The following is a 20189-nucleotide window of genomic DNA, read 5'->3' on the forward strand; positions in this document are numbered from 1 at the left end:
GACCCGCTTCTCGAACGAAACGGTTTCGTACGCTTACGAAGATACCCGAGCATCAAAGAAAACGAAACCGTTTCGTACGTGGTGTGGCTCACGCGGTGGAGTTGCCGGAGCCCCCCGAGGGGAAAAGCATGGGGAGGTGAGCGACGAGAACGAGAACGCGCCCGCGGACGCGGCGAGGGCCTACGAGAGCGCGGCCGGTGGCGACAGCGCGCCGGGCTACCTCCGCTTCCCCCACCTCCACGGCGACCGCCTCTGCTTCGTCGCCGAGGACGACCTGTGGCTGGCCCCCCTCGACGGCTCGGACCGCGCCTGGCGGCTCACCGTCGACCGTACGAAGGTCGCCGGTCCCCGCTTCTCGCCGGACGGCCGGCACATCGCGTACACGAGCTGGCGGAGCATCCTCCCGGAGATCCAGCTGACCCCGGTGGACGGCGGCGCCCCCGCCCGGCGGCTCACCCACTGGGGCAGCCCCGACACCGAGGTCCGCGGCTGGACGCCGCCGAACGACAAGGGCCGCTCGGACATCCTGGCCGTCGCCTCGCACGGCGAGCCGTTCTCGCACTTCACCTGGGCCTACAAGGTCCCCACGGACGGCGACCCCGGCCGCAAGCTTCCCTGGGGCCCGGTCTCGGACATCCAGTGCGCCGAGATCGACGGCGAGCGCCGCACCCTCCTGCTCACCGGCACCCCGCCGCACGAACCGGCCTCCTGGAAGCGCTACCGGGGCGGGGCCATGGGCCGCCTCTGGCTGCACGGCGAACGGCTGCTGGCCGACCTCGACGGGCACCTCCACTCCCCCATGTTCGTCGGCGGCCGGATCGCCTTCCTCTCCGACCACGAGGGCGTCGGCAACCTCTACTCCTGCGCCTACGACGGCTCCGACCTGCGCCGCCACACCGATCACGACGCCTTCTACGCCCGGCACGCGGCGAGCGACGGCACCCGGGTGGTGTACCAGTGCGCGGGCGAGCTGTGGCTCGTGGACGACCTCGCCCCGGACTCCGTCCCCCGCCGCCTCGACGTGACGCTCGGCGGTGCGCTGACCGGGCGGCGGCCGTACCAGGTGCCGGCCGCGCAGCACGTCGACGGTCTCTCGGTCGACGACACGGGCCGGGCGAGCGCGGTCGTCGTACGCGGCAGCCTGTACTGGCTGACGCATCGCGACGGCCCCGCCCGGACCATCGCCGACACCCCCGGCGTCCGCGTCCGGCTGCCGGAGATGCTCGGCTCCGGCGGGCAGGTGGCGTACGTGACGGACGCGGAGGGCGAGGACGCGATCGAGATCGCCCACCTCCCCCGGGCCACCGGCGACCGCGCGCCCCGCCGCCTCGCCTCCGGCGACCTGGGCCGCGTCCTGGAACTGGTGTCCGACCCGCGCGGCGAACGCCTCGCCGTCGCCGCGAACGACGGCCGCGTCCTGTTGCTGGACGCGACCGAGGAGTCGAACGGCGAGGTCACCGAACTCATCACCTCCCTCAACGGCCCGGCCCGCGACCTGGCGTTCTCCCCCGACGGCGCCTGGCTGACCTGGTCCCACCCGGGCATCGGCCGCACGCTCCGCCAGATCAAGATGGCCCGGATGAAGGACCGCCTCATCGTCGACGTCACCGACGGCCGCTTCGAGGACGAGAACCCGGTCTTCACCCGCGACGGCCGCTACCTGGCCTTCCTCTCCTGGCGCGGCTTCGACCCGGTCTACGACGTCCACACCGGCGACCTCTCCTTCCCGCTCGGCTGCCGCCCCTATCTGGTCCCCCTCTCCTCCGCCACCCCCTCCCCCTTCGCCCTGAACCCCGACGGCCGCCCGGTCGCCGGAGGCATGGAGCCGAGCGAGGACGAGGACACCGACGGGACGGTGACCGTCGAGACGGAGGGCCTGGAGAACCGCGTCACGCCGTTCCCGGTCACCGCCTCCAAGTACTCGGCGCTGTACCCGGTCGCGGGCGGCGGACTGGTCTGGCTGCGCTGGCCGATCTCCGGCGCCCTGGGCGAGACCTTCGCCAACCCGGACGACATGACCGGCCGCCCGACCCTCGAACACTTCAACATCAGCAAGGCGAAGAAGTCCGAACTCGTCGACCATCTGGACTGGTTCGCGGTCAGCGGCGACGGCTCCCGGCTCGTCGTCGTGGACGAGGGCGATCTGCGGGCCGTCCCCTCCACCGAGTCCGGCGACGGCGACTCGACCGTGTGGATCGACCTGAGGCGCGTCCTGCACGAGGTCGACCCGGCGGCGGAGTGGCGCCAGTCGTACGCGGAGGCGGGCCGCCTGATCCGCGCGTACTTCTGGGACCCGGACATGAGCGGCATCGACTGGGACGCGATCCTCGACCAGTACCGCCCGCTGGTCGAACGGGTCGCCTCCCCCGACGAGTTCGCCGACCTCCTCCGTGAGGTCCTCGGCGAACTCGGCACCTCCCACGCCTACGTCTCCGCCGCCCGCCGCAACGAGGGCCCGCCCCACTACCAGCGCCGCCAGGGCCTGTTGGGCGCCAACCTCGTCCGCCGGGACGACGACTGGACGATCCGCCGCATCCTCCCCGGCGACTCCTCCGACTCCAAGGCCCGCTCCCCGCTGGCCGGCACCGGCATCCGCGAGGGCGCCGCGCTGACCCACGTCGACGGCCGCCCGGTGGACCCGACGACGGGCCCCTACCCGCTGCTGGCCGGCGCGGGCGGCACCACCGTCGAGCTGACCTTCACCCCCGCCGAGGGCGAGGGCCGCTCCCGCCGCGTCGCCGTGGTCCCCCTCCTCGACGAACGCCCCCTGCGCTACCAGGACTGGGTCGCCAAACGCCGCGACGCCGTACGGGAGTTGAGCGGCGGCCACTGCGGCTACCTCCACATCCCGGACATGGGCGGCTCCGGCTGGGCCCAGTTCAACCGCGATCTGCGGAGGGAGGTCTCCCGGCCCGCCCTGATCGTCGACGTACGCGGCAACGCGGGCGGCCACATCAGCGAGCTGGTGGTGGAGAAGCTGTCCCGCACGATCCTCGGCTGGGACCTGACCCGGGGCGCCCAGCCGGTGTCGTACGCCTCCAGCGCCCCGCGCGGCCCGGTCGTCGCCCTCGCCGACGAGGCGACCTCCTCCGACGGCGACATGATCACCGCCGCGTTCAAGCTCCTCCAGCTCGGCCCGGTCGTCGGCCTCCGCACCTGGGGCGGCGTCGTCGGCATGACCGGCCGCCACCAGCTCGGCGACGGCACGGTCATCACCGTCCCCATGAACGCCGCCTGGTTCGACGCGTACGGCTGGACCATCGAAAACCGAGGCGTCACCCCCGACGAGGAAGTCCTCCGCACCCCCATCGACTGGGCCGAGGGCCGCAACACCCAACTGGAGGCGGCAGTAACCCTGGCCCTGACCCTCCTAAAAACCCACCCCCCGGCAGACCCCCCCGACTACACGAACACCCCAAATCGCGCCCGCCCGAAGCTGCCGAAGCGCGCCTGAGACCAAGGGCACGGGGCGCGGCTCCGGTCTTTTCAGGGGCGCCGGGGGCCGGGGGCTTCCAGGGGCACGGGGAACTGCGCGTCTTTTCACGGGCCCGGGGAGGACGAAAAGACGCGGGGCGCGGATCCGGCCTTTTCAGGACGCGGGGAACCGGGGACTCCCAGGGGCACGGGGAACTGCCCGCCTTCAAGAAGCGCGGGGAAGCGGGGCGTTCCAGGGGCACAAGGAACTGCGCGTCTTTCCAGTGGCCCGAGGAACCGGGACGCTCTCGGGACGCGAGGCACAGCTCCGGCCTTCCCAGGAGCCCGAGGAACCGGGACGCTCTCGGGACTCGGGGCACAGCTCCGGCCTTCCAGGGGCGCGAGGAACCAGGGCGCTCCAGGGGCGCGGGGAACTGCGCGTCTTTTAGGGGCGCGGGGAACTGCGCGAGAAGCCCCACCCACCCGCACCCGACAGCGCACCCGACAACCCACCCCACCCCGAACACCAACGAAGGGCGCCCCCAAGCAAATGAGGGCGCCCCACGCATCGAACAACCGAGCCCGCGGACTAGGCCTCGTACTCCTGCCGGAACCGATCATCCTCGTCCCGCATCAACCGCTCGGACTCCTCGTCCCGCCGAGCCCCCCGCTCCGGCTGCCCATGCTCAGGCCGCTGCGCCCGCTCGGGCCGCTGCGGCCGCTCAGTCCGCTGCCCATGCTCGGGGCGCGGCGGACGCTCACCACCCCGCTGAGGCCGCTGCGGCTCACGCTCCTGCTGAGCCCGCCGCGGCGACTCGGCCTTGTCCTGGAACTGGTCCTTCATGCCCATGTGGATTCACTCCCGTACTGGGTGAGGGGATCGGGCCTCGACCAGACAAACACGGGCGAACATCCCACGCATTTCGATCAGTAACACTCGGTGACGCACACCAGTTGGGCCCCCGGCGCCTATTCGGCCCCCGGCACCCCCACCCCCCGAGTCCGCTCGTCCGCCGCCCCACCGGCCCCCACCAACCCCTTGGCCACCCCCCGAAGCCGAGGCTCCATCCGCCGCACCTCACGCGGCGCGAACGTCCCTATGAGCCCCGGGAGATACCCGCGCACGCCCTGCATCCCCCGCAGCCACCACTGCCCGTACACATGACTGGATCGCCGCTCGATCCCCGCGACGAGCCGGTCCACGGCCGGCCCCAGCGGATACGTCTTCCCGGCCGGCCACGGCAACCGCTCCCGCAACTCCCGCAGCGCCTCGTCCTTGTCGGCCCCGCGCACCATGTCCGTGTCGGTCCAGGACAGATACCCGACCCCGACCCCCACCCCCTGATGCCCGACCTCGGCCCGCAGACAGTGCGCGTACGCCTCGACGCCCGACTTGGACGCGCAGTACGCCGTCATCATCGGCGCCGGGGTGATCGCCGCGAGGGAGGCGATCTGCAGCAGATACCCCCGGCTCTCGATCAGCGCCGGCAGGAACGCCCGCCCGGTGACGGCCGATCCGATGAGGTTGACCTCGATGACCCGCCGCCAGGAGTCGGGGTCGGAGTCCACGAACGGCCCGCTGTTGGCGACGCCCGCGTTGGCGACGACGATGTCGACCCGCCCGAACCGCTCCTTCACCTCCCCCGCGACCCGCGTCATGGCCTCCTGGTCGGTGACATCGGCGTGCCAGTACGCACAGTCCCCGTACAGCCGCTCCGACACCCGCTTCAGCTCGTCCGGTTCGAGGCCGACGAGCGCGACCTTCACCCCCCGCACCGAGAGCTTGCGCGCGAGGAGTTCCCCGACGCCCCGCGCGGCCCCGGTGACGACCGCGACCCGCCCCTCCAGGGTGCTGCTCATGCGCCCGCCTCCTCCAACTCGTCCCGCTCCACCCGTACATGTGCCGTGACCAGCCCGCGTATCCGGGCGGTGACCGCCTCCGGCGCCTCCACCGGCGCCATGTGACCGACCCCGGTCAGCTCGCTCACCCCCACACAGTCGGGCAGCGCGGCGGCCAGCGCCCGCGCGTGCACGGGCGGCGTCATCCGGTCCGCCGTGCCCACGACGACGGCCGCCGGCACCGTCAACTCCCGTACGCCGTGGTCGAGATCGAGCGTGGCGAGGACGTGCGACCAGGCGTGCCGCACCCGGGCCGGGCAGGCGTGCACGATCCGCGCGCAGGCCTCGACCATCACCGGTGACGAACCGGGGCCCATGGTCGCGTACTTGAGGATCCGCCGGGCGACCGGTGTGACCGGCCCGAGCGGCGCCCGGGAGCCGAGGACCTGCCGGGTGAGCCAGGTGCGTACGCGCCCCGGCCGGAGCGGCACGACCAATGACTCGTCGACCAGCCGCGAACTGCCCGTGCTGCACAGCAGGACCGCCGCCGTGTGCTCCCGGAAGCGGGGCCGCCCGGCGGCGGCCAGCAGCGTCATCCCGCCCATGGAGTGCCCGGCCAGCACCGCCTTCTCGCCGGGCGCGAGCGTCGCCGCGAGCACCGCCTCCAGATCGTCGGCGAGGCCGTCCGCGCTGCACAGGGCGGAGGCGGGACTGCGGCCGTGCCCGCGCTGGTCGTAGACGACGACCCGGTGGTCGACGGCGAGGTCCCGGACCTGCGCCGCCCAGTACGCGGTCGAACACGTCCAGCCGTGCACGAGCACCACGGCGGGGGCGCCCTCCGGACCGTGGATCTCGACGTGCAGCCGCGCCCCGTCGGCGGAGACGGCCGCCAACTCCCGTACGGCGACGGGCGGCGCGTACGGCCCGTGCTTCACATGCGTCAGTCGGGTCATGCCCCGGCCTCCACCTTCTCCGTGTCCGGATCCATATCCGTCGCCCCGCCGCTGTTCTCCGTATCCCGCCGGGCTACCCGCAGGACGGTGTACTCACTCAGATCGACCCGCCGGGTCGCACCGCGGAACTCGGTCGTGGTCCCCGGCCAGACGGTCGTGTTGCGCCCGTCCGCGTCGAGATACCAGCTCGTGCACCCCCCGGTGTTCCACACCGTCCGCTCCATGCGCTTCTGCACCCGCTCGTTCCAGGCGTCCACGGCCGCGGGCCGGGCGTCCAGGGCCACTCGACCCCCCAGCACGCCCAACTGCCGTACGAAGTCCGCCATGTAGTTCAGCTGGGACTCGATCATCAGGATCATGCTGGAGTTCCCGAGGCCCGTGTTGGGCCCGATGATCGTCATCCAGTTGGGGAACCCGGCGGCCGACGCCCCGCGCAGCGACCGCATGCCGCCGTCCGCCCAGGCCTCGGCGAGGGTCCGGCCGTCGGCGCCCACGACCCGGTCGGCGATGGGCATGTCGGTGACATGGAACCCGGTGCCGAAGACGATCGCGTCGGCCTCGGCGGCGGACCCGTCGGCGGCGACGAGCGTGGAGCCGTCGACCTTGGCGAGCCCGGAGGCGACCACGTCGACGTTGGGCCGGGTGAGCGCCGGATAGTAGGTGTTGGAGAGGAGGATGCGCTTGCAGCCGATGCGGTAGTCCGGGGTGAGCCGGGCGCGCAGCTCCGGGTCCTCGACGCTCCGCGCCATGTGCCGCTTCGCCAACTGCTCCACCAGCCCCAGCTGGTTCGGCCGCTTGGTGAAGGCCTGCACCTGCAACTCCCGCACGCCCCACAGCAGTCCGCGCCGGGCCCGCGCGGTGAACGGCAGCCGCTCGTGCAGCCATCGCTCGGCGCCGCTGATGGGCCGGTCGACGCGCGGCAGCACCCAGGGCGGGGTCCGCTGGAAGAGGGTCAGCCGGCCGACCTCGGGCTGGATCGCGGGCACGATCTGGATCGCCGAGGCACCCGTCCCGATCATCGCGACCCGCTTGCCGCGCAGGTCGTACCCGTGGTCCCAGCGCGCGGAGTGGAACACCTTCCCGGGGAAGGAGCCGAGCCCCGGCAACTCGGCCTCGGTCGGCACCTTCGGGTCGGACAGCGGCCCGGTCGCGGAGACCACGAAGTCGGCGGAGAGCGCCCCACCACTGGTCTCGATGTCCCAGCACAACCGCTCCGCGTCCCAGGCCATCCTGACGACCTCGGAGTCGAAGCGGATGTGCGGCCGCAGCCCGAAGGTGTCCGCCACATGCTCCAGATAGGCCCGGATGTGCTCCTGCCCCGAGAAGGCGCGCGGCCAGGCGTAGTTGGGCGCAAAGGAGAACGAGTACAGATGCGACGGCACGTCACAGGCGCACCCGGGATAGTCGTTGTCCCGCCAGGTGCCGCCGACCGATCCGGCCCGTTCCAGGACGACGAAGTCGGTGATCCCCTCGCGCCGCAGCCGTACGGCCGCCCCGAGCCCGCCGAACCCGGATCCGACCACCGCCACCCGCACATGCGGCCGGTCCCCGCCCTCGTTCCCGCCCTTGTGCTCGCCCATCCGGTACCTCCACGCCTCATCGCGTGCGCCCACCGCGTTCGCACCTCACGTCCGCGCCAGTAATCACTGGCGCAGTGGGAGCGTAGGGCAGGACCGTACCGATGGGTAGGGGTCCGACACTCTGGAGTTACCAGCGGTACGACATAGGCTGCGCGCGTGGCAGAAGACGGCGAGCGAGACGGCAAACGGGACGACGAGCGCGACGGCGAGCGAGACGGCGACCGGCACGAGTACCGCATGGAGGAGCTGGCCGAGGAGGCCGGCATCACCGTACGCACCCTGCGCTTCTACCGGGAGCGCAAACTGATCCCGCCGCCCCGCCGCGAGGGCCGCATCGCCTGGTACGACGACACCCACCTCGCCCGGCTGCGCACGATCGCCGCACTGCTGGAGCGCGGCCACACGCTCAGCGGGATAGCGGAGCTGGCCGAGGCGTTCGACCAGGGCCGCGACGTGGGCGACCTGCTGGGCGTCGGCGCCCCCACCGAGGAGATCCCGGTCCGCCTCACCCCCGAGGAACTGGCCGACCACTTCGGCGACCAGGCCACCTCGGAGAACCTCGCCACCGCCCTCGAACTCGGCTACCTCGGCACCGACGGCGGCGAGATCGTCCACATCAGCCGCCGTCTCCTGGAAGTCTCGGCCGCCCTGGTCCGCGAGGGCGTCCCCCTCACCGACGTCCTCACCGCCGGCCGCCGCGTCCGCGAACACGCCGAAGCCCTCGCCACCCTCTTCACCGACCTCATCCTCACCCAGCCCAACCACACCCCCGAAGACCTCGCCCGCCTACGGCCCCTGGCGAAGAGCGTGGCCGAAGCGGAACTTTCTCTGGCCTTGGACCGGCGACTGCGTGAGTCGACGAGCGACTAACGGCCGACATAAAATTCACCCGTTCGAGCTACATCCGTTCAGCCAAACCACTCATGTGCGCTAATCTCTCCCGCAATGAGCCGCACAGGCGCTCTAGTTTAGGACGCTCGCTCGAACCAGGAGAAAAGTGCGTACACTTTCCATCCTTCTCGCCACCGCCGCTATTACGGTCATGAACATGACCGCCGCAAGCGCCGAGTGCATCTGGTGACCCCACCGGCCCTCACGAGCCGGTAGCCCCCCAGTCGTCGAACAAGCGGCCCAGTTCAGCCGCCTCCCCGTCCGCCCCGAGCCTCCGGTACATGGCCAGCGCGCGCTCCGCGTGGGCTCGGGCGGACGGAATGTCGTGCATTCGCAGACCCACCCGGGAAATACCGGCCAGCGCCCGCGCCGAGCACAGCGAATAACCGTGCTCGTGCGCGATAGAAAGCGCCTTCCGATAGGTCTCCAGCGAGATGCCCCACCGCCTCTCCCGGTAATACGTGTCAGCAATTCCGAGAAGCGCTCTCTGCCGCTCGTACGAATTGTCGATACGACGGGCGACCTTCTCCGCCGCACCGAAGTGGGCGAGGGCATCCTTCGTACGTCCGGAACCCGCGCAGGTCTCACCCAGCGAGATCAGGGTGTTGACCTCACCGATGGCGTCCCCGGCCGCCCGGTGGCTGGCCAGGGCCCGGCGGAAACAGGCGAGCGCCCGCCCCGGCTGACCGGTGGCGGAGTACACGGCACCGAGATTGGTGTCGAGAATCGCGAGGTCCTTCTTCCCTCCGATGTCGCGCATCAGGACGAAGGCGTGCTCGTAGTGGTGGCCGGCCTCCTCGGGGAGACCCAGGGCGAGCCGGATGTCCCCCAGGTTGTTCCAGGCGACGGCCTCACCGTGACGGTCACGCAGCTCACGGTTGATGCCGAGCATCGTGCGGAAGCAGTGCGTCGCCTCGGCGTACTCCGCCCGGTGCACCCGCGCCGTGCCCTGCACGTTGAGGGTCGCGGCGATGCCGTGCCGGTCGTCGACCGCGCGGTAGAGCACGAGGCACCGGTCGAGTTCCCGCAGACACGCCTCGCCGCGGCCCGCCCCGAGATGGGCACGGCCGATCTCCAGCAGCGCGTCGGCCCGGCCCCGGGGATCACCGAGTTCCTCGAACAGCGTCAGCGCCTCGGTCGCGGAGTCGAGCGCCGTGCTGTGGTTCTCCCGGGCCAGGACGCTCGCCCGCTCCACCAGGGTCCGGGCGAGGGCCGGCCGGTCCTCGCCCGAGCGCAGCGCGGTCAGCGCGGCGGCCTGCAGTTCGGCGGTGATGTCGTGCGTGCCCCAGCGTTGCAGGGAGTGCGCGAGGACGTGCGGGAACAGAGCGGCGAACTCGGGGAACTCCGCCGCGGCCGTACGCGCCACCGCCAGCAGGTTGGCCCGCTCCACGGTCAGCCACACCGACGCCTCGTCGGCGGCGGGCTCGATGTGCGGCCCCGCGGCGAAACCGGGCGCGATCGGTGCGACCAGCTCCGTCGGGACCGGTCGTCTGCGGCGCCGCGGGTGGGCGAGCCGGTCCGCCCGGTCGGCGGCCGTGAGGTAGTACGACAACAGCCGCCGCAGCGCCGCGCGCCGCTCGGTCCGCGGGTCCTCACGGCGACCGAGGCGAACGCCGAACACGCGGGCCAGATCGTGGAGTTGATAGCGGTCCCGGACGGGCTCGTCCAGCAGATGGCGGTCCAGCAGGGATTCGGCCGCGCGGCGCACCGCGCCCGGCTCGACGTCACCGGACAGCGCCATCGCCGCCTCCAGGGTGATGTCGGGGCCCGGATGCAGCGCGAGCCGGCGGAACAGCCCGCGCGCCGGCGCGTCCAGATCGGCGCAGGACATCTCCAGGGCGGCGGCGACCCGCTCGTCGAACTCCTCCAGCCGGTCGCCCGCCCCGTCCAGCCGGTCCGCGACGTACTCCAGGTCCCAGGTGTCCCGGTGCCGGAACCGGCTCGCGTGCAGGGACAGCGTGAGCGGATGGCGACCGCACAGCTCCACGACCCGACGCAGGGCGGCGGTGTCGGAGACCCGGGCCGCCCCCGCGATCCGGGCGAAGAGCGCACCCGCCTCGGACACGGACAGCACGTCCAGCGAGAGCGATGTGGCGCCGTCCAGTTCGGTGAGCCGGTTACGGCTGGCGACGATCGCGCGGCAGTCCGGCGAGCCGGGCAGCAGCGGGCGGATCTGCTCGGCGTCCCGGGCGTTGTCGAGCACCACCAGCACCCGGTGCCGGGCCGTCCACTCCCGCCAGCGGGCAGTCCGCTCGTCCAGGGTGACGGGCAGCGGGTCGGGCACTCCGACGGTGTGCAGCAGGAACGCCAGAGCGTCCGCGGGATCGTAGGGCGGCTGGTCGCTGTAGGCGCGCAGGTCCACGTAGAACTGGCCGTCCGGGTAGCGCTCGCGCATCCGGTGCGAGGCATGCAGAATCAGCGCGGACTTGCCGACGCCTGGCATGCCGTGCACGACCGTGACCGGCAGCGCCGTCCCGTGGCCGTCGGGTCCGTGTCCGTCGGGTCTGTGTCCGTCGGTTCCGTGGTCGGCGAGCAGGATGCCCAGCTCGCTCGTGCGCCCGGTGAAGTCCCTGGTGTCACGCGGCAGGCTGCTGCCCGGATGCCCGGCCGCACGGTCCGCCGCCCGCGAGGCTCCCTCGCCCCGACCGCCCGTCCCGGGCTCGGCCTCCGCCACGTGGAGTTCGCGCAGGGCGGGGTCCTGGCCGAGGATCCGCCGCTGCAGCTCCTGGAGTTCGGTGCCGGGGTCGATGCCGAGTTCCTCGTTCAGCCGGTGGCGCGTGGTGCGGTACAGGGCCAGCGCCTCGCCGTCCCGGCCGGACCGGTACAGGGCCAGCATCAGGGCGGTGACCGCCTGTTGGGCCAGCGGGTTCAGGGAGACCAGTTCGTGGAGTTCGCCGAGGAGGTCGGCGTGCCGGCCCAGCTCCAGTTCCAGCCGGATACGTTCCTCACGCACCCGCCGGTGGTCCTCGGTCAGCCGCGCCCGGGCGGAGGCGGCCCAGTCGCCGGTGAACTCGGCGAACGGCTCCCCCCGCCACAGCGACGCGGCGGTGTGCAGCAGCCCGACGGCGTACTCCCGGTCCCCCCGCCCGGCCGCCGCCCGGGCCTCGCCACGCAACCGCTGCAGCCGTACGAAGTCCACGTCGTCCGCGTGCCGCACGCGCAGCCGGTAGCGGCGCGGGGACGGACGCTCCAGCACCGCCAGATCACCGACGGCGCGCCGCAGCCGGGTGCGCAGCCGGGAAAGATAGGTGTGCAGCGTCTCCACGGCGGTCACGGGTACCTCGTCGTCGTCCCAGACCCGTTCGACGAGCGTGTCGACGGCGACGGGATCCCCCTGGGCGTACAGCAGGACCGCGAGCACCCGGCGCTCCTTCAGAGATCCGAGCGGGTACTGCCGTCCCCCGTGCCACAGTTCGAGCGGCCCGAGCGCAAGAAGGTGCACCACTTCCCCCAGGTGGTTCGCTTCGTCCAGGCGTGTGTCGCGGTCGTGCTGTCCTCGCGCCGGCGGTCTCCGCACGGGCGGCCGGCGGATCGCACATCTGTCCACCTCGTGTCTCACTGTCGCCACCGCGCCGGACGGAACAGAGGTGCAAGGCAGGGCGCACAGTCGCGTGAAGGGGCGCACGGGGCGGGCTGAGGGACCCGCGCTCCCGAGGTGCAAGTTTTCTGCAAGCCGGCCGTCCAACCGACCGGGGAGACCCAGGACAGCGGCGCCGGACCAACCGCCGGGCCGCACCTCAACTCTGGTGATTCACGGGGGAGTTCAGATGAGCCTGCTGATGCCGGACGCCGACCGGCGCCCTGCCGTGCCCTTGCGTCTGGATGTCGAACGCTGGGCGACCTTCCGCATCCGCAAGCGGGTGCTCGCGGTGGTCCACACCGTGACCTCCGCCCGCCGGCTGCTGGACGCCGTCCGCCTGCTGGAAGGGGACCCGCGGGTCCAGGTGCTCTTCACGGTGGCCGGGGACGTCTTCAACCACGGCGTCGACGAGTTCCTGGAGAACACCAGGGCCCTGGTCGTGCCCTGGGGCCAGGCGGTGCACACCCGCTTCGACCTCGCGCTGACCGCGAGCTACGGAAGCCTGCACGAACTGAACGTCCCGGTGATCGTGCTGCCGCACGGCGCCTCGTACAACAAGCGTGTCTCCGTGCCCGACGACCGTCGCGGCCGGCTCCCCGCCGCGCCCGAGGTCTACGGACTGGGCCGGCAGTGGCTGGTCCGCGACGGTGTGGTGGTGCCCGCCGCGATCGTCCTGGCCCACGAGGACGACCGCACCCGCCTCGGCCGGGCGTGCCCCGAGGCCCTGCCCGTGGCCGAGGTGGTCGGGGACCCCTGCTACGACCGCGTCGCGGCGAGCCTGCCCGCCCGCGACCTGTACCGGCGCGCGCTGGGCGCGGCGCCCTGGCAGGAACTCGTCCTCGTCTGCTCGACCTGGGGCCCCGAGTCTCTGCTCGGACGCCACTGGGACCTCCTGGAACACCTGGCCGACCAGCTCCCCCGGGAGGACTTCCGCATCGTCGTCATGCTGCACTCGAACGTCTGGAACGCCCACAGCGAATGGCACATCCGCAGCGCGTTCGCCGGCCTCAGCCGCTGCGGCATCGGCCTGGTCAGCCAGCACGCGGAGTGGTGCGGCGCCGTGGTCGCGGCCGACTTCATCGTCGGGGACCACGGCTCTGTGTCGCTGTACGGGACGATGACCGGCGCCCGTCTCCTGACCTCGGGTTCACCGGACACCGACCTCGACCCCTCCTCGCCCATGGCCGAACTGCGCTCGCTGGTGCCGTGGATCGACACGGACCGGCCGCTGCTCCGCCAGCTGCGGCAGAGCTCCGTCGCCCACCGCCCGGACCGGTACGCGCGGGTCGCGGCCCGGATCAGTTCGGAACCGGGCCGGTTCGCCCGGCGGATGCGCACCCTGCTCTACCGGAAGCTGCGTCTGCGCGCCCCGGTCGCCCGCCCCGCCGCGGAGGCGGCACCGCCGCCGGTCCTGGTCCGCTACGGCGAGCCGGGCGGAGCCGGATCGTGAACAGAGCGGGCGAAGAGGCACCGCCGAGCCCGTGGGGCCACTACGTCCGGTTCGCTCCTCCCGGACCGGCCGACCGCCCCCCGCTCGTCGACGAACACCTGCGAGTGGAACTGCCCGCCCCATGGCCCTGGCCCGCCCTCGCCGATGTACTGGTGGCACCCGGATCGGGAGACGGCGCGGCCGACGCGCTGGCCGCCGCCCACCCGGGCACGGCGGTGGTGGCGGTGCACACGGGCCCCTCGGGGGCCGGGAGATGCTGGCTGCGCGTGGGCCCCCACGGCCGCGTCCCGCTACGACTGCGCCTCACCGAACACCACGCGGCCCTGCACCCCTGGCCGGTCTGGGCGTCCCTGGCCCACACCTGGCTGGTGACACGCACCCGATGAACGGCGTACGCCGGACCACCGGGCCGCGGCCCCCGCCGGAGCGGCATCAGCCATCGACACCGAAGACCGCCGGCGGCCACGGCGGTCCGGAACCCCCGGCGCACCACGCCCCACCGCGCGCCCCGGCCATCCGCCGCCGTCGACATCGGCCCAGGCATCTCGGTGTCGGTGTGGACCTAGGCATCGGCACCGTCGTCAACATCAGCCCAAACAATCGCTGTCGCCCTAGGCATCGGCATCGGCATCGGCATCGGCATCGGCATCGGCATCGGCATCGGCCAACAGCCGTAACCGCTCGCGCAGTTCATCGGCCTGCCCCGGCTGGTTCGCCGCGGTGGCCAGCGCGAGCGCCCGGCCGTAGCGCTCCCGGGCGAGGGCGCGCTCGCCGCAGCGCTCGGCGACCTCGCCCAGCGCACCGAGCACCCGGGCGGTCTCGGAGTCCGCCCCCACGGCACCGAGATCGGCGAGTGCTCCGGAGAGCAGGCGTTCCGCCTCGTCGAGCCCGCCCCGCAGCAGGGCCGAGCGGCCCAGCAGCGTGGCGGCACGCGCGGCGTTGTAGGGGTCGTCCACGGCCAGCAACGTCTCCCGTGCCGCCGCGGCCGATTCGGCGGCCCGCTCCGGACGGCCGAGGTCGAGGTCGACGTCGGCGGCGTTGAGCCGGGCGAGCCCGCCCGCGCGTTCGTCCCCGTGCCGGGGCAGTTCGACGGCCGCGCGGGCGAACAGGGCGGCCGCTTCGTCCAGTTGCCCCAGCCGCTGGTGGGCCAGCCCCCGGTAGTTGAGCGTACGGGCGTGGCCGAGCATGTCCCCGATGGAGGCGAAGAGCCCGGCCGCCTCCTCGAACATCTCCAGCGCCCGCCCGTGCCCGCCACGCCCCAGCGCGCCCTGGCCGCCCGACGTCAGCATCCGGCACGCGGCCTGGACGTCGCCCACCTCGCGCGCCGCCGCCAGCCCCTCCTCGTACGCGGCGAGCCACTCGTCGTAGTGCTTGCGCCGGACGAAGAGCGGCCCCATGGCATCGGCGAGCTGCCAGCAGGCCTCCGCCGCGCCCGCCGCCCTGGCACGGCGGACCACCGCCATCAGCTGGGGCAGTTCCCGCTCCAGCCAGTCCAGCGCGGCCCGTGGCCCGGATCCGGGGTCCGCCTCGACCACCGGACCGGGGCCGTAGGACCGCTCCCGTAAGGGGTGGTACGGCTCGACGGCCTTCTCCGCCCGGGTCGCGGTGGCCAGATAGTGGTCCGCGAGACGGCGGAACGCGGCCGCCCGTTCCGTCGCGGACTCGTCCTGCGCGGCCTTCTCGGCCGCGTGCAGCCGGACCAGGTCGTGGAAGCGGTAGCGGTCCTCACCCGCGTCGATCAGCAGATTGGCGTCGTACAGGTTGTCCAACGCACGCTCCGCACCGGGCGGCCCAGCGGCACCTACGGGCCCCGGCCCGCCGACGTCGGACCCACCGGCACCCGCCCCACCGGCACCGGGCCCGCCGGCAGCGACTCCGCCGGCAGCGGGCCCGCGCGCCAGCACCGCCGTCGCGACCACGCTCTGGAACTCCCGGCCGGGATGCACTCCGAGCAACCGGTAGAGCCGGGCCGATGTCTCGGGCAGGCCCCGGTACGACAGATCCAGCGCGGCCCGCACACCGTGATCGCCCTCGATCGCGAGCCCGTCGAGTCTCCCCCGCTCCGCGGCGAGGGCCCGCACCATCGCGCCGATCCGCCTGCCCGGCCGAGCGGCGAGCCGCGCGCCCGCGACGCGCACGGCGAGCGGCAGCCCGGCGCACAGCCGGACGAGGGCCCGGGCGTCGTCGGTCTGGGTCGCCACCCGGTCGTCGCCGAGGGTCGCCGCGAGGAGTTCCAGCGCCGCTTCCGGCGTGAGGGGCTCCAACTGCAGCTGGTAGCAGCCTTCGAGGGCCAGGCCGGACATCCGCCGCCGGCTGGTCACGAGGGTGAGGTTGCGGCCGCCCGGCAGCAGCGGCCGTACCTGCGCCGCCGTCGCCGCGTCGTCGAGGAGGACCACGAGCGCGCGCTCGGCGGTCAACGACCGGTACAGCGCCGCCCGTTCCTCCGGGCCGTGGGGCACCTGCCGCGGCGGCACACCCAGACCGCGCAGGAATCCGCTCAGCACCTCGGCGGGATCGGCCGGCCCGGACGGCGACTGGGCGCCCAGGTCCACGTACAACTGGCCGTCCGGGAAGTCGGATCGCAGTCCGTGCAGCCAGGAGAGGGTGAGGGCGGTCTTTCCCACCCCGCCCAGTCCGCTCACCGCGGCGAGGACGGGGTGGCCCCTGCGGGAGACGGAGAGGCGGTGGTGTTCCAGCCGCTCGACCTCGGCCGTGCGGGCGGTGAGGGGGACCGCGGGCGGCAGTTGCCACGGCACCGCGGTGCGCGGCCCTGCCGCGACCGCGTCACCGGTGCGGACCTGGACCCCGCCGTACACGACGGCGGCCTGCACGCTGGGACCGTGCACGACGCCGCTCAGCTCGTTGTGACCGCCTGGCCCCTGCCCCCGCACGTCTCCCCCTCCGACCGGTGAGCACCGCCCTCTGAGGATGAGTATTTCCGCACAGCAATCGAACAACCGGTGCAGTGCGGCACAGAGTGTCAAAGACCTGCGCCGCCGATCGCCGGCCGGGGCCCGGGGCCGCCTCAGAGGTCGTAGACCACCGTCACCGGCGCATGGTCCGACCACCGCTCGGCGTGGGTCGCGGCGCGCTCCACGAACCCCTTGACCGCCTTGCCGGCGAGCCCGGCGGTGGTCATCTGATAATCGATGCGCCATCCGCTGTCGTTGTCGAAGGCCCGCCCCCGGTAGGACCACCAGGTGTACGGCCCCTCCACGTCCGGATGCAGGGCGCGCAGCACGTCGACGTACGCGCCGTCGCCCTCGTCGAGGACCCGCCCCAGCCACTCCCGCTCCTCCGGCAGGAACCCGGAGTTCTTCTGGTTCGCCCGCCAGTTCTTGAGGTCGGCCCGCTGGTGGGCGATGTTCCAGTCGCCGCACACCACGACCTCGCGCCCATCGGCGGCGGCCCGTTCCCGCAGGTCCTTCAGATAGGGCAGGAACTCGTCCATGAACCGCACCTTCTCGTCCTGCCGCTCGGTCCCGACCTCCCCGGAGGGCAGGTAGAGGCTGGCGACGGTGACACCGGGCAGGTCGGCCTCGACGTACCGCCCGCTCCCGTCGAACTCGGCCGACCCGAACCCGATCCGGACCCGGTCGGGTTCACGGCGGCTGTAGAGCGACACCCCCGCGCGCCCCTTGGCGGCGGCCGGGGCGTGCACGACGTGCCACCCCTCGGGCCGCCGCACCTCCTCAGGAAGCTGCTCCGGCTCGGCCCGCACCTCCTGGAGGCACACCACGTCCGCAGAGGTCCCGGCGAGCCACTCCACGAAGCCCTTCTTCGCCGCGGCCCGCAGCCCGTTCACATTCACAGAGGTCACAGTCAGCACCCGGGCACGATACCCGCCCTCGCACATGCATAGATGTACGATGCACAACATGATTATCCGTCGCGTGACCTTCGACCACCCCGACGCCGTCAAGCTGAACGACGAGGTCCAGGCCGAGTACAGCGTCCGCTACGGCGACGACGGCGACGCCACCTTCATGGACCCGGCGCACTTCGCACCACCGGCGGGGCTCTACCTGATCGCCTACGACGAGCACGGCAGACCCCTGGCCACGGGCGGCTGGCGCTCCCAGAACGCCAATGACGAGGGGTACCAGGACGGGGACGCCGAGATCAAGCGGATGTATGTCACCCCCGAGGCGCGCGGCCTGGGTCTGGCCCGCCGCATACTCGCCGAACTGGAGTCCGACGCCCGCGCCGGCGGCCGCACCCGCATGGTCCTCGAAACCGGCACCAAGCAGCCCGAGGCCGTGTCCCTCTACGCCTCCAGCGGCTACGAGCCCTGCGCCAAGTTCGGCTACTACCGCTTCCACGAACTGAGCCTGTGCTTCGCGAAGCCGCTGCACCCGTGACCCCGCTTCCCTGATTCACCCCGGGTCCCGCGCCCCCGCGCCGGTAAATCCCGGTGCCCGCCGGGGTGTCGGGCCCCTACGGTGTGCCCGTGAAGAAGAACACCCGCCTCCGCCGTCTCGTCGTGGGCGACACCACCTGGCACTGGACCGTCCGCCAACGCTCCCGGGTCGCCTACGACCACTGCCACCTCAAGCTGTCGCTCTACCCCGACGGCCCCCGGGGCCGCCGCCTGGTCCTGCTCTTCAGCCCGTCCGAGAACCGCGTCGTCTCGAACTGCTACTTCGACTCCGGCGCCCTGGTCCGCCGCTCGGACCACACCTACCTCAACCTCCACGAGCCCGGCACGGTCCGCCGCCTCCTGGACGCCGCCCCGACCCTGGACCTCCACCCGGAGGCCCGCACGGTGGAACTGGACGGCTGGCCGTACTTCGACGCGATCACCGAAACCGTGACGTCCTGACAACACGTCAGAGCCCCCAGTGGTAATCACCACTGGGGGCTCTGATCTGTGCGTGGACCTGTGGGGATTTGAACCCCAGACCCCCTCGATGCGAACGAGGTGCGCTACCAGACTGCGCCACAGGCCCTTGCAACGAGTGAAACTCTAGCATCCCGATCGCGGTGCTTGGAAATCCGTTCCCGGGCGGCCTCCGGGCCATCTCCGGCCGGCTTCCGACCGGCCTCGTGGCTGGTCAGCGGAGTGGGGGATCCGGGGCGGCGAAGGTCACTCGTTGGCCGCGCGGGGGCGGTCGCCGTCCTCGTACTGGTCGAAGAGCGGCGTGCGCCCCCGCTCGCGCGAGCGCCGCGCGGACGCCGCCCGGCGGGCGTCGGAACGGCCGCCGGCGGGAGCCTCGGCCGAGTCACCGGCGCCCGCGTCGTCCACGCACGCCTCACCACCGCGCTCCCCCTCCGACTCCCGCCCGGAGTTCGCGGAGGCGTTCGCGGGAGAACCCGCCGAGGCGCTCGCGGAGGCATGCGCGCCCCCCGCGGCGGCCGAGGGCGCGCCCGACGAGCCGTGCGGGTCGGCCGCGCTGGAGCGCGCGCTGCTCCACGCGTCCGGGGCGCCGAGGTCGACCCCGGAGGTGGCCCGAGGCGCGACCGGCGCGGTGACGTACGTCGGGAGCGGCACGGGGACCGGGTCCCAGCTGTCGCCCTGGCCGGGCCGCCGCTGGCGCTCCCGCTGCTGGTCGACCCACTCGGCGTGGTCGGTCTGCTCGACGAGGGCCCGGCGGTCGGCCGCGAGCGCGGTCAGCTCGGCCCGGTTCTCCTCGTTCTCGGGTCCGTCCTCCGGCTCGTCGGTGTCCACCGGGTCCGGTGCCGGGCGCCGCCGCTGGGGCTGCCGCTCCCGCAGTCGCTGCGCCGCCACCTCGGCCTGCCGCCGGTCCATCGTGTACGCGAAGCGCTTCCGCTCCTGGCGGCGCAGATGCGCGATGTAGGTGCTCAGCAGCGCCGCCGGTACAGCCGGCGCCCACAGGAAGGCGAGTCCCCCGACCGCCGCGACGACCGCGCCGAGCGTGAAGGCGAGGAAGAGCATCACGGTCGTACGCCGTCGGCGCGCGAGCACCTTCAAGCGCTGGGCCCGCGCCTTGGCCTCCGCCGAGTCGTCCCGGCGCGCGCCGCCCGCGGTCTGCTTGCCCGGACGCTTCGCCCGCGCGGGAGCGGGCACTTGGGCCGCCCCCTGCTGCTTCTGCTGCATCTGCTGCTGCTTCTGCGCCGACGGAGCGTCGCCCTGCTGAGGCACCTGCTTCGCCTGAGCCTGGGCCTGGGCCTGCGGCTGCCGGCCCTGCTGCGGTGACTCACCCCGCTCCACCGGGAGTTGTGCCCTCGTGTGCTCCCGGTGCGGGGGCATGGCGAAGGCCCGGACGTCCACCGAATCGGTGACGCCGTCCGGTTCGGCGCTGGGCTCCCCCTCGTCGGTGGAGCGCGCACGCAGGTCCTTGGCGTATCGGCGCTCCATCCCCGCCCGGCCGGAAAGCAGCCGGATGGCGGTGCTGAAGCGTTCCGTCGGACGGGCTTCGTTCAGCTCGTCCTGCCTACGGAGCCACATCGGCACCAAGTAGGCGGCCCAGGCCCCGACGATGACTGCGTAGATGAGGCCGCTGCTGCTCACGCCTCACACG

At 72.9% G+C, this 20189-nt stretch carries 14 protein-coding genes and 1 tRNA gene; 6 read left to right on the plus strand and 9 right to left on the minus strand.

The annotated features are described in order from the left end of the window. Positions 1–136 precede the first annotated feature (136 nt). A complete protein-coding gene (locus tag ACZ7MG_RS19320) occupies positions 137–3454 on the plus strand; it encodes a S41 family peptidase (protein WP_471393781.1) in 3318 nt (1105 codons plus the stop codon). A gap of 549 nt (positions 3455–4003) precedes the next feature. On the opposite strand, the gene ACZ7MG_RS19325 is transcribed toward ACZ7MG_RS19320, so the two are convergent. From ACZ7MG_RS19325 to ACZ7MG_RS19340, 4 genes are all read right to left on the minus strand, one after another. Continuing rightward, on the minus strand, positions 4004–4264 hold the full coding sequence (locus ACZ7MG_RS19325; protein WP_471393778.1) for a hypothetical protein: 261 nt from the start codon (positions 4262–4264) through the stop codon (positions 4004–4006). Between the two features lie 119 nt (positions 4265–4383). After that, positions 4384–5274 carry an SDR family oxidoreductase gene (locus ACZ7MG_RS19330; RefSeq protein WP_471393776.1) on the minus strand — a complete coding sequence of 297 codons (891 nt, stop codon included), beginning with the start codon at positions 5272–5274 and terminating at the stop codon, positions 4384–4386. Further along, positions 5271–6206: an alpha/beta fold hydrolase gene (locus tag ACZ7MG_RS19335; protein ID WP_471393773.1), complete on the minus strand. Its 936-nt coding sequence runs from the start codon at positions 6204–6206 to the stop codon at positions 5271–5273. Before ACZ7MG_RS19335 ends, ACZ7MG_RS19330 begins: the two co-directional genes overlap by 4 nt. Beyond that, positions 6203–7786 carry a flavin-containing monooxygenase gene (locus ACZ7MG_RS19340; protein ID WP_471393770.1) on the minus strand — a complete coding sequence of 528 codons (1584 nt, stop codon included), beginning with the start codon at positions 7784–7786 and terminating at the stop codon, positions 6203–6205. Before ACZ7MG_RS19340 ends, ACZ7MG_RS19335 begins: the two co-directional genes overlap by 4 nt. A gap of 237 nt (positions 7787–8023) precedes the next feature. On the opposite strand from ACZ7MG_RS19340, the gene ACZ7MG_RS19345 reads away from it, so the two are divergent. Then, entirely contained in the window at positions 8024–8656 is a 633-nt protein-coding gene (locus ACZ7MG_RS19345) for a MerR family transcriptional regulator (RefSeq protein WP_471393905.1), read from the plus strand. 223 nt (positions 8657–8879) lie between these two features. On the opposite strand, the gene ACZ7MG_RS19350 is transcribed toward ACZ7MG_RS19345, so the two are convergent. Beyond that, positions 8880–12122: an AfsR/SARP family transcriptional regulator gene (locus tag ACZ7MG_RS19350; protein ID WP_471946147.1), complete on the minus strand. Its 3243-nt coding sequence runs from the start codon at positions 12120–12122 to the stop codon at positions 8880–8882. A gap of 322 nt (positions 12123–12444) precedes the next feature. Between ACZ7MG_RS19350 and ACZ7MG_RS19355 the strand changes: the two genes are divergently transcribed. Beyond that, positions 12445–13707: a hypothetical protein gene (locus ACZ7MG_RS19355; protein ID WP_471393768.1), complete on the plus strand. Its 1263-nt coding sequence runs from the start codon at positions 12445–12447 to the stop codon at positions 13705–13707. After that, positions 13704–14093 (plus strand): hypothetical protein, encoded by a 390-nt coding sequence (locus ACZ7MG_RS19360; RefSeq protein WP_471393765.1) that lies wholly within the window; start codon positions 13704–13706, stop codon positions 14091–14093. The genes ACZ7MG_RS19355 and ACZ7MG_RS19360 overlap by 4 nt, the downstream gene beginning before the upstream one ends. A gap of 225 nt (positions 14094–14318) precedes the next feature. On the opposite strand, the gene ACZ7MG_RS19365 is transcribed toward ACZ7MG_RS19360, so the two are convergent. Then, a complete protein-coding gene (locus ACZ7MG_RS19365) occupies positions 14319–16538 on the minus strand; it encodes an ATP-binding protein (protein WP_471393763.1) in 2220 nt (739 codons plus the stop codon). A 194-nt stretch (positions 16539–16732) separates the two neighbouring features. Beyond that, complete coding sequence (locus tag ACZ7MG_RS19370; RefSeq protein WP_471393761.1) at positions 16733–17536, minus strand: exodeoxyribonuclease III; 804 nt, start codon at positions 17534–17536, stop codon at positions 16733–16735. Positions 17537–17585: 49 nt separating this feature from the next. On the opposite strand from ACZ7MG_RS19370, the gene ACZ7MG_RS19375 reads away from it, so the two are divergent. Together ACZ7MG_RS19375 and ACZ7MG_RS19380 are read left to right on the plus strand one after the other, a co-directional pair. Then, positions 17586–18068, plus strand: a complete 483-nt coding sequence (locus ACZ7MG_RS19375) for a GNAT family N-acetyltransferase (protein ID WP_471393759.1) — start codon at positions 17586–17588, stop codon at positions 18066–18068. A gap of 89 nt (positions 18069–18157) precedes the next feature. Then, a complete protein-coding gene (locus ACZ7MG_RS19380; RefSeq protein ID WP_471393756.1) occupies positions 18158–18529 on the plus strand; it encodes a hypothetical protein in 372 nt (123 codons plus the stop codon). 53 nt (positions 18530–18582) lie between these two features. On the opposite strand, the gene ACZ7MG_RS19385 is transcribed toward ACZ7MG_RS19380, so the two are convergent. Both ACZ7MG_RS19385 and sepX read right to left on the minus strand, forming a co-directional pair. Further along, positions 18583–18656 (minus strand) — tRNA-Ala (locus ACZ7MG_RS19385). A 137-nt stretch (positions 18657–18793) separates the two neighbouring features. Beyond that, positions 18794–20179, minus strand: a complete 1386-nt coding sequence (gene sepX, locus ACZ7MG_RS19390; protein ID WP_471393753.1) for a divisome protein SepX/GlpR — start codon at positions 20177–20179, stop codon at positions 18794–18796. Positions 20180–20189 lie beyond the last annotated feature (10 nt).

Source organism: Streptomyces sp. NPDC107538 (assembly GCF_055657445.1).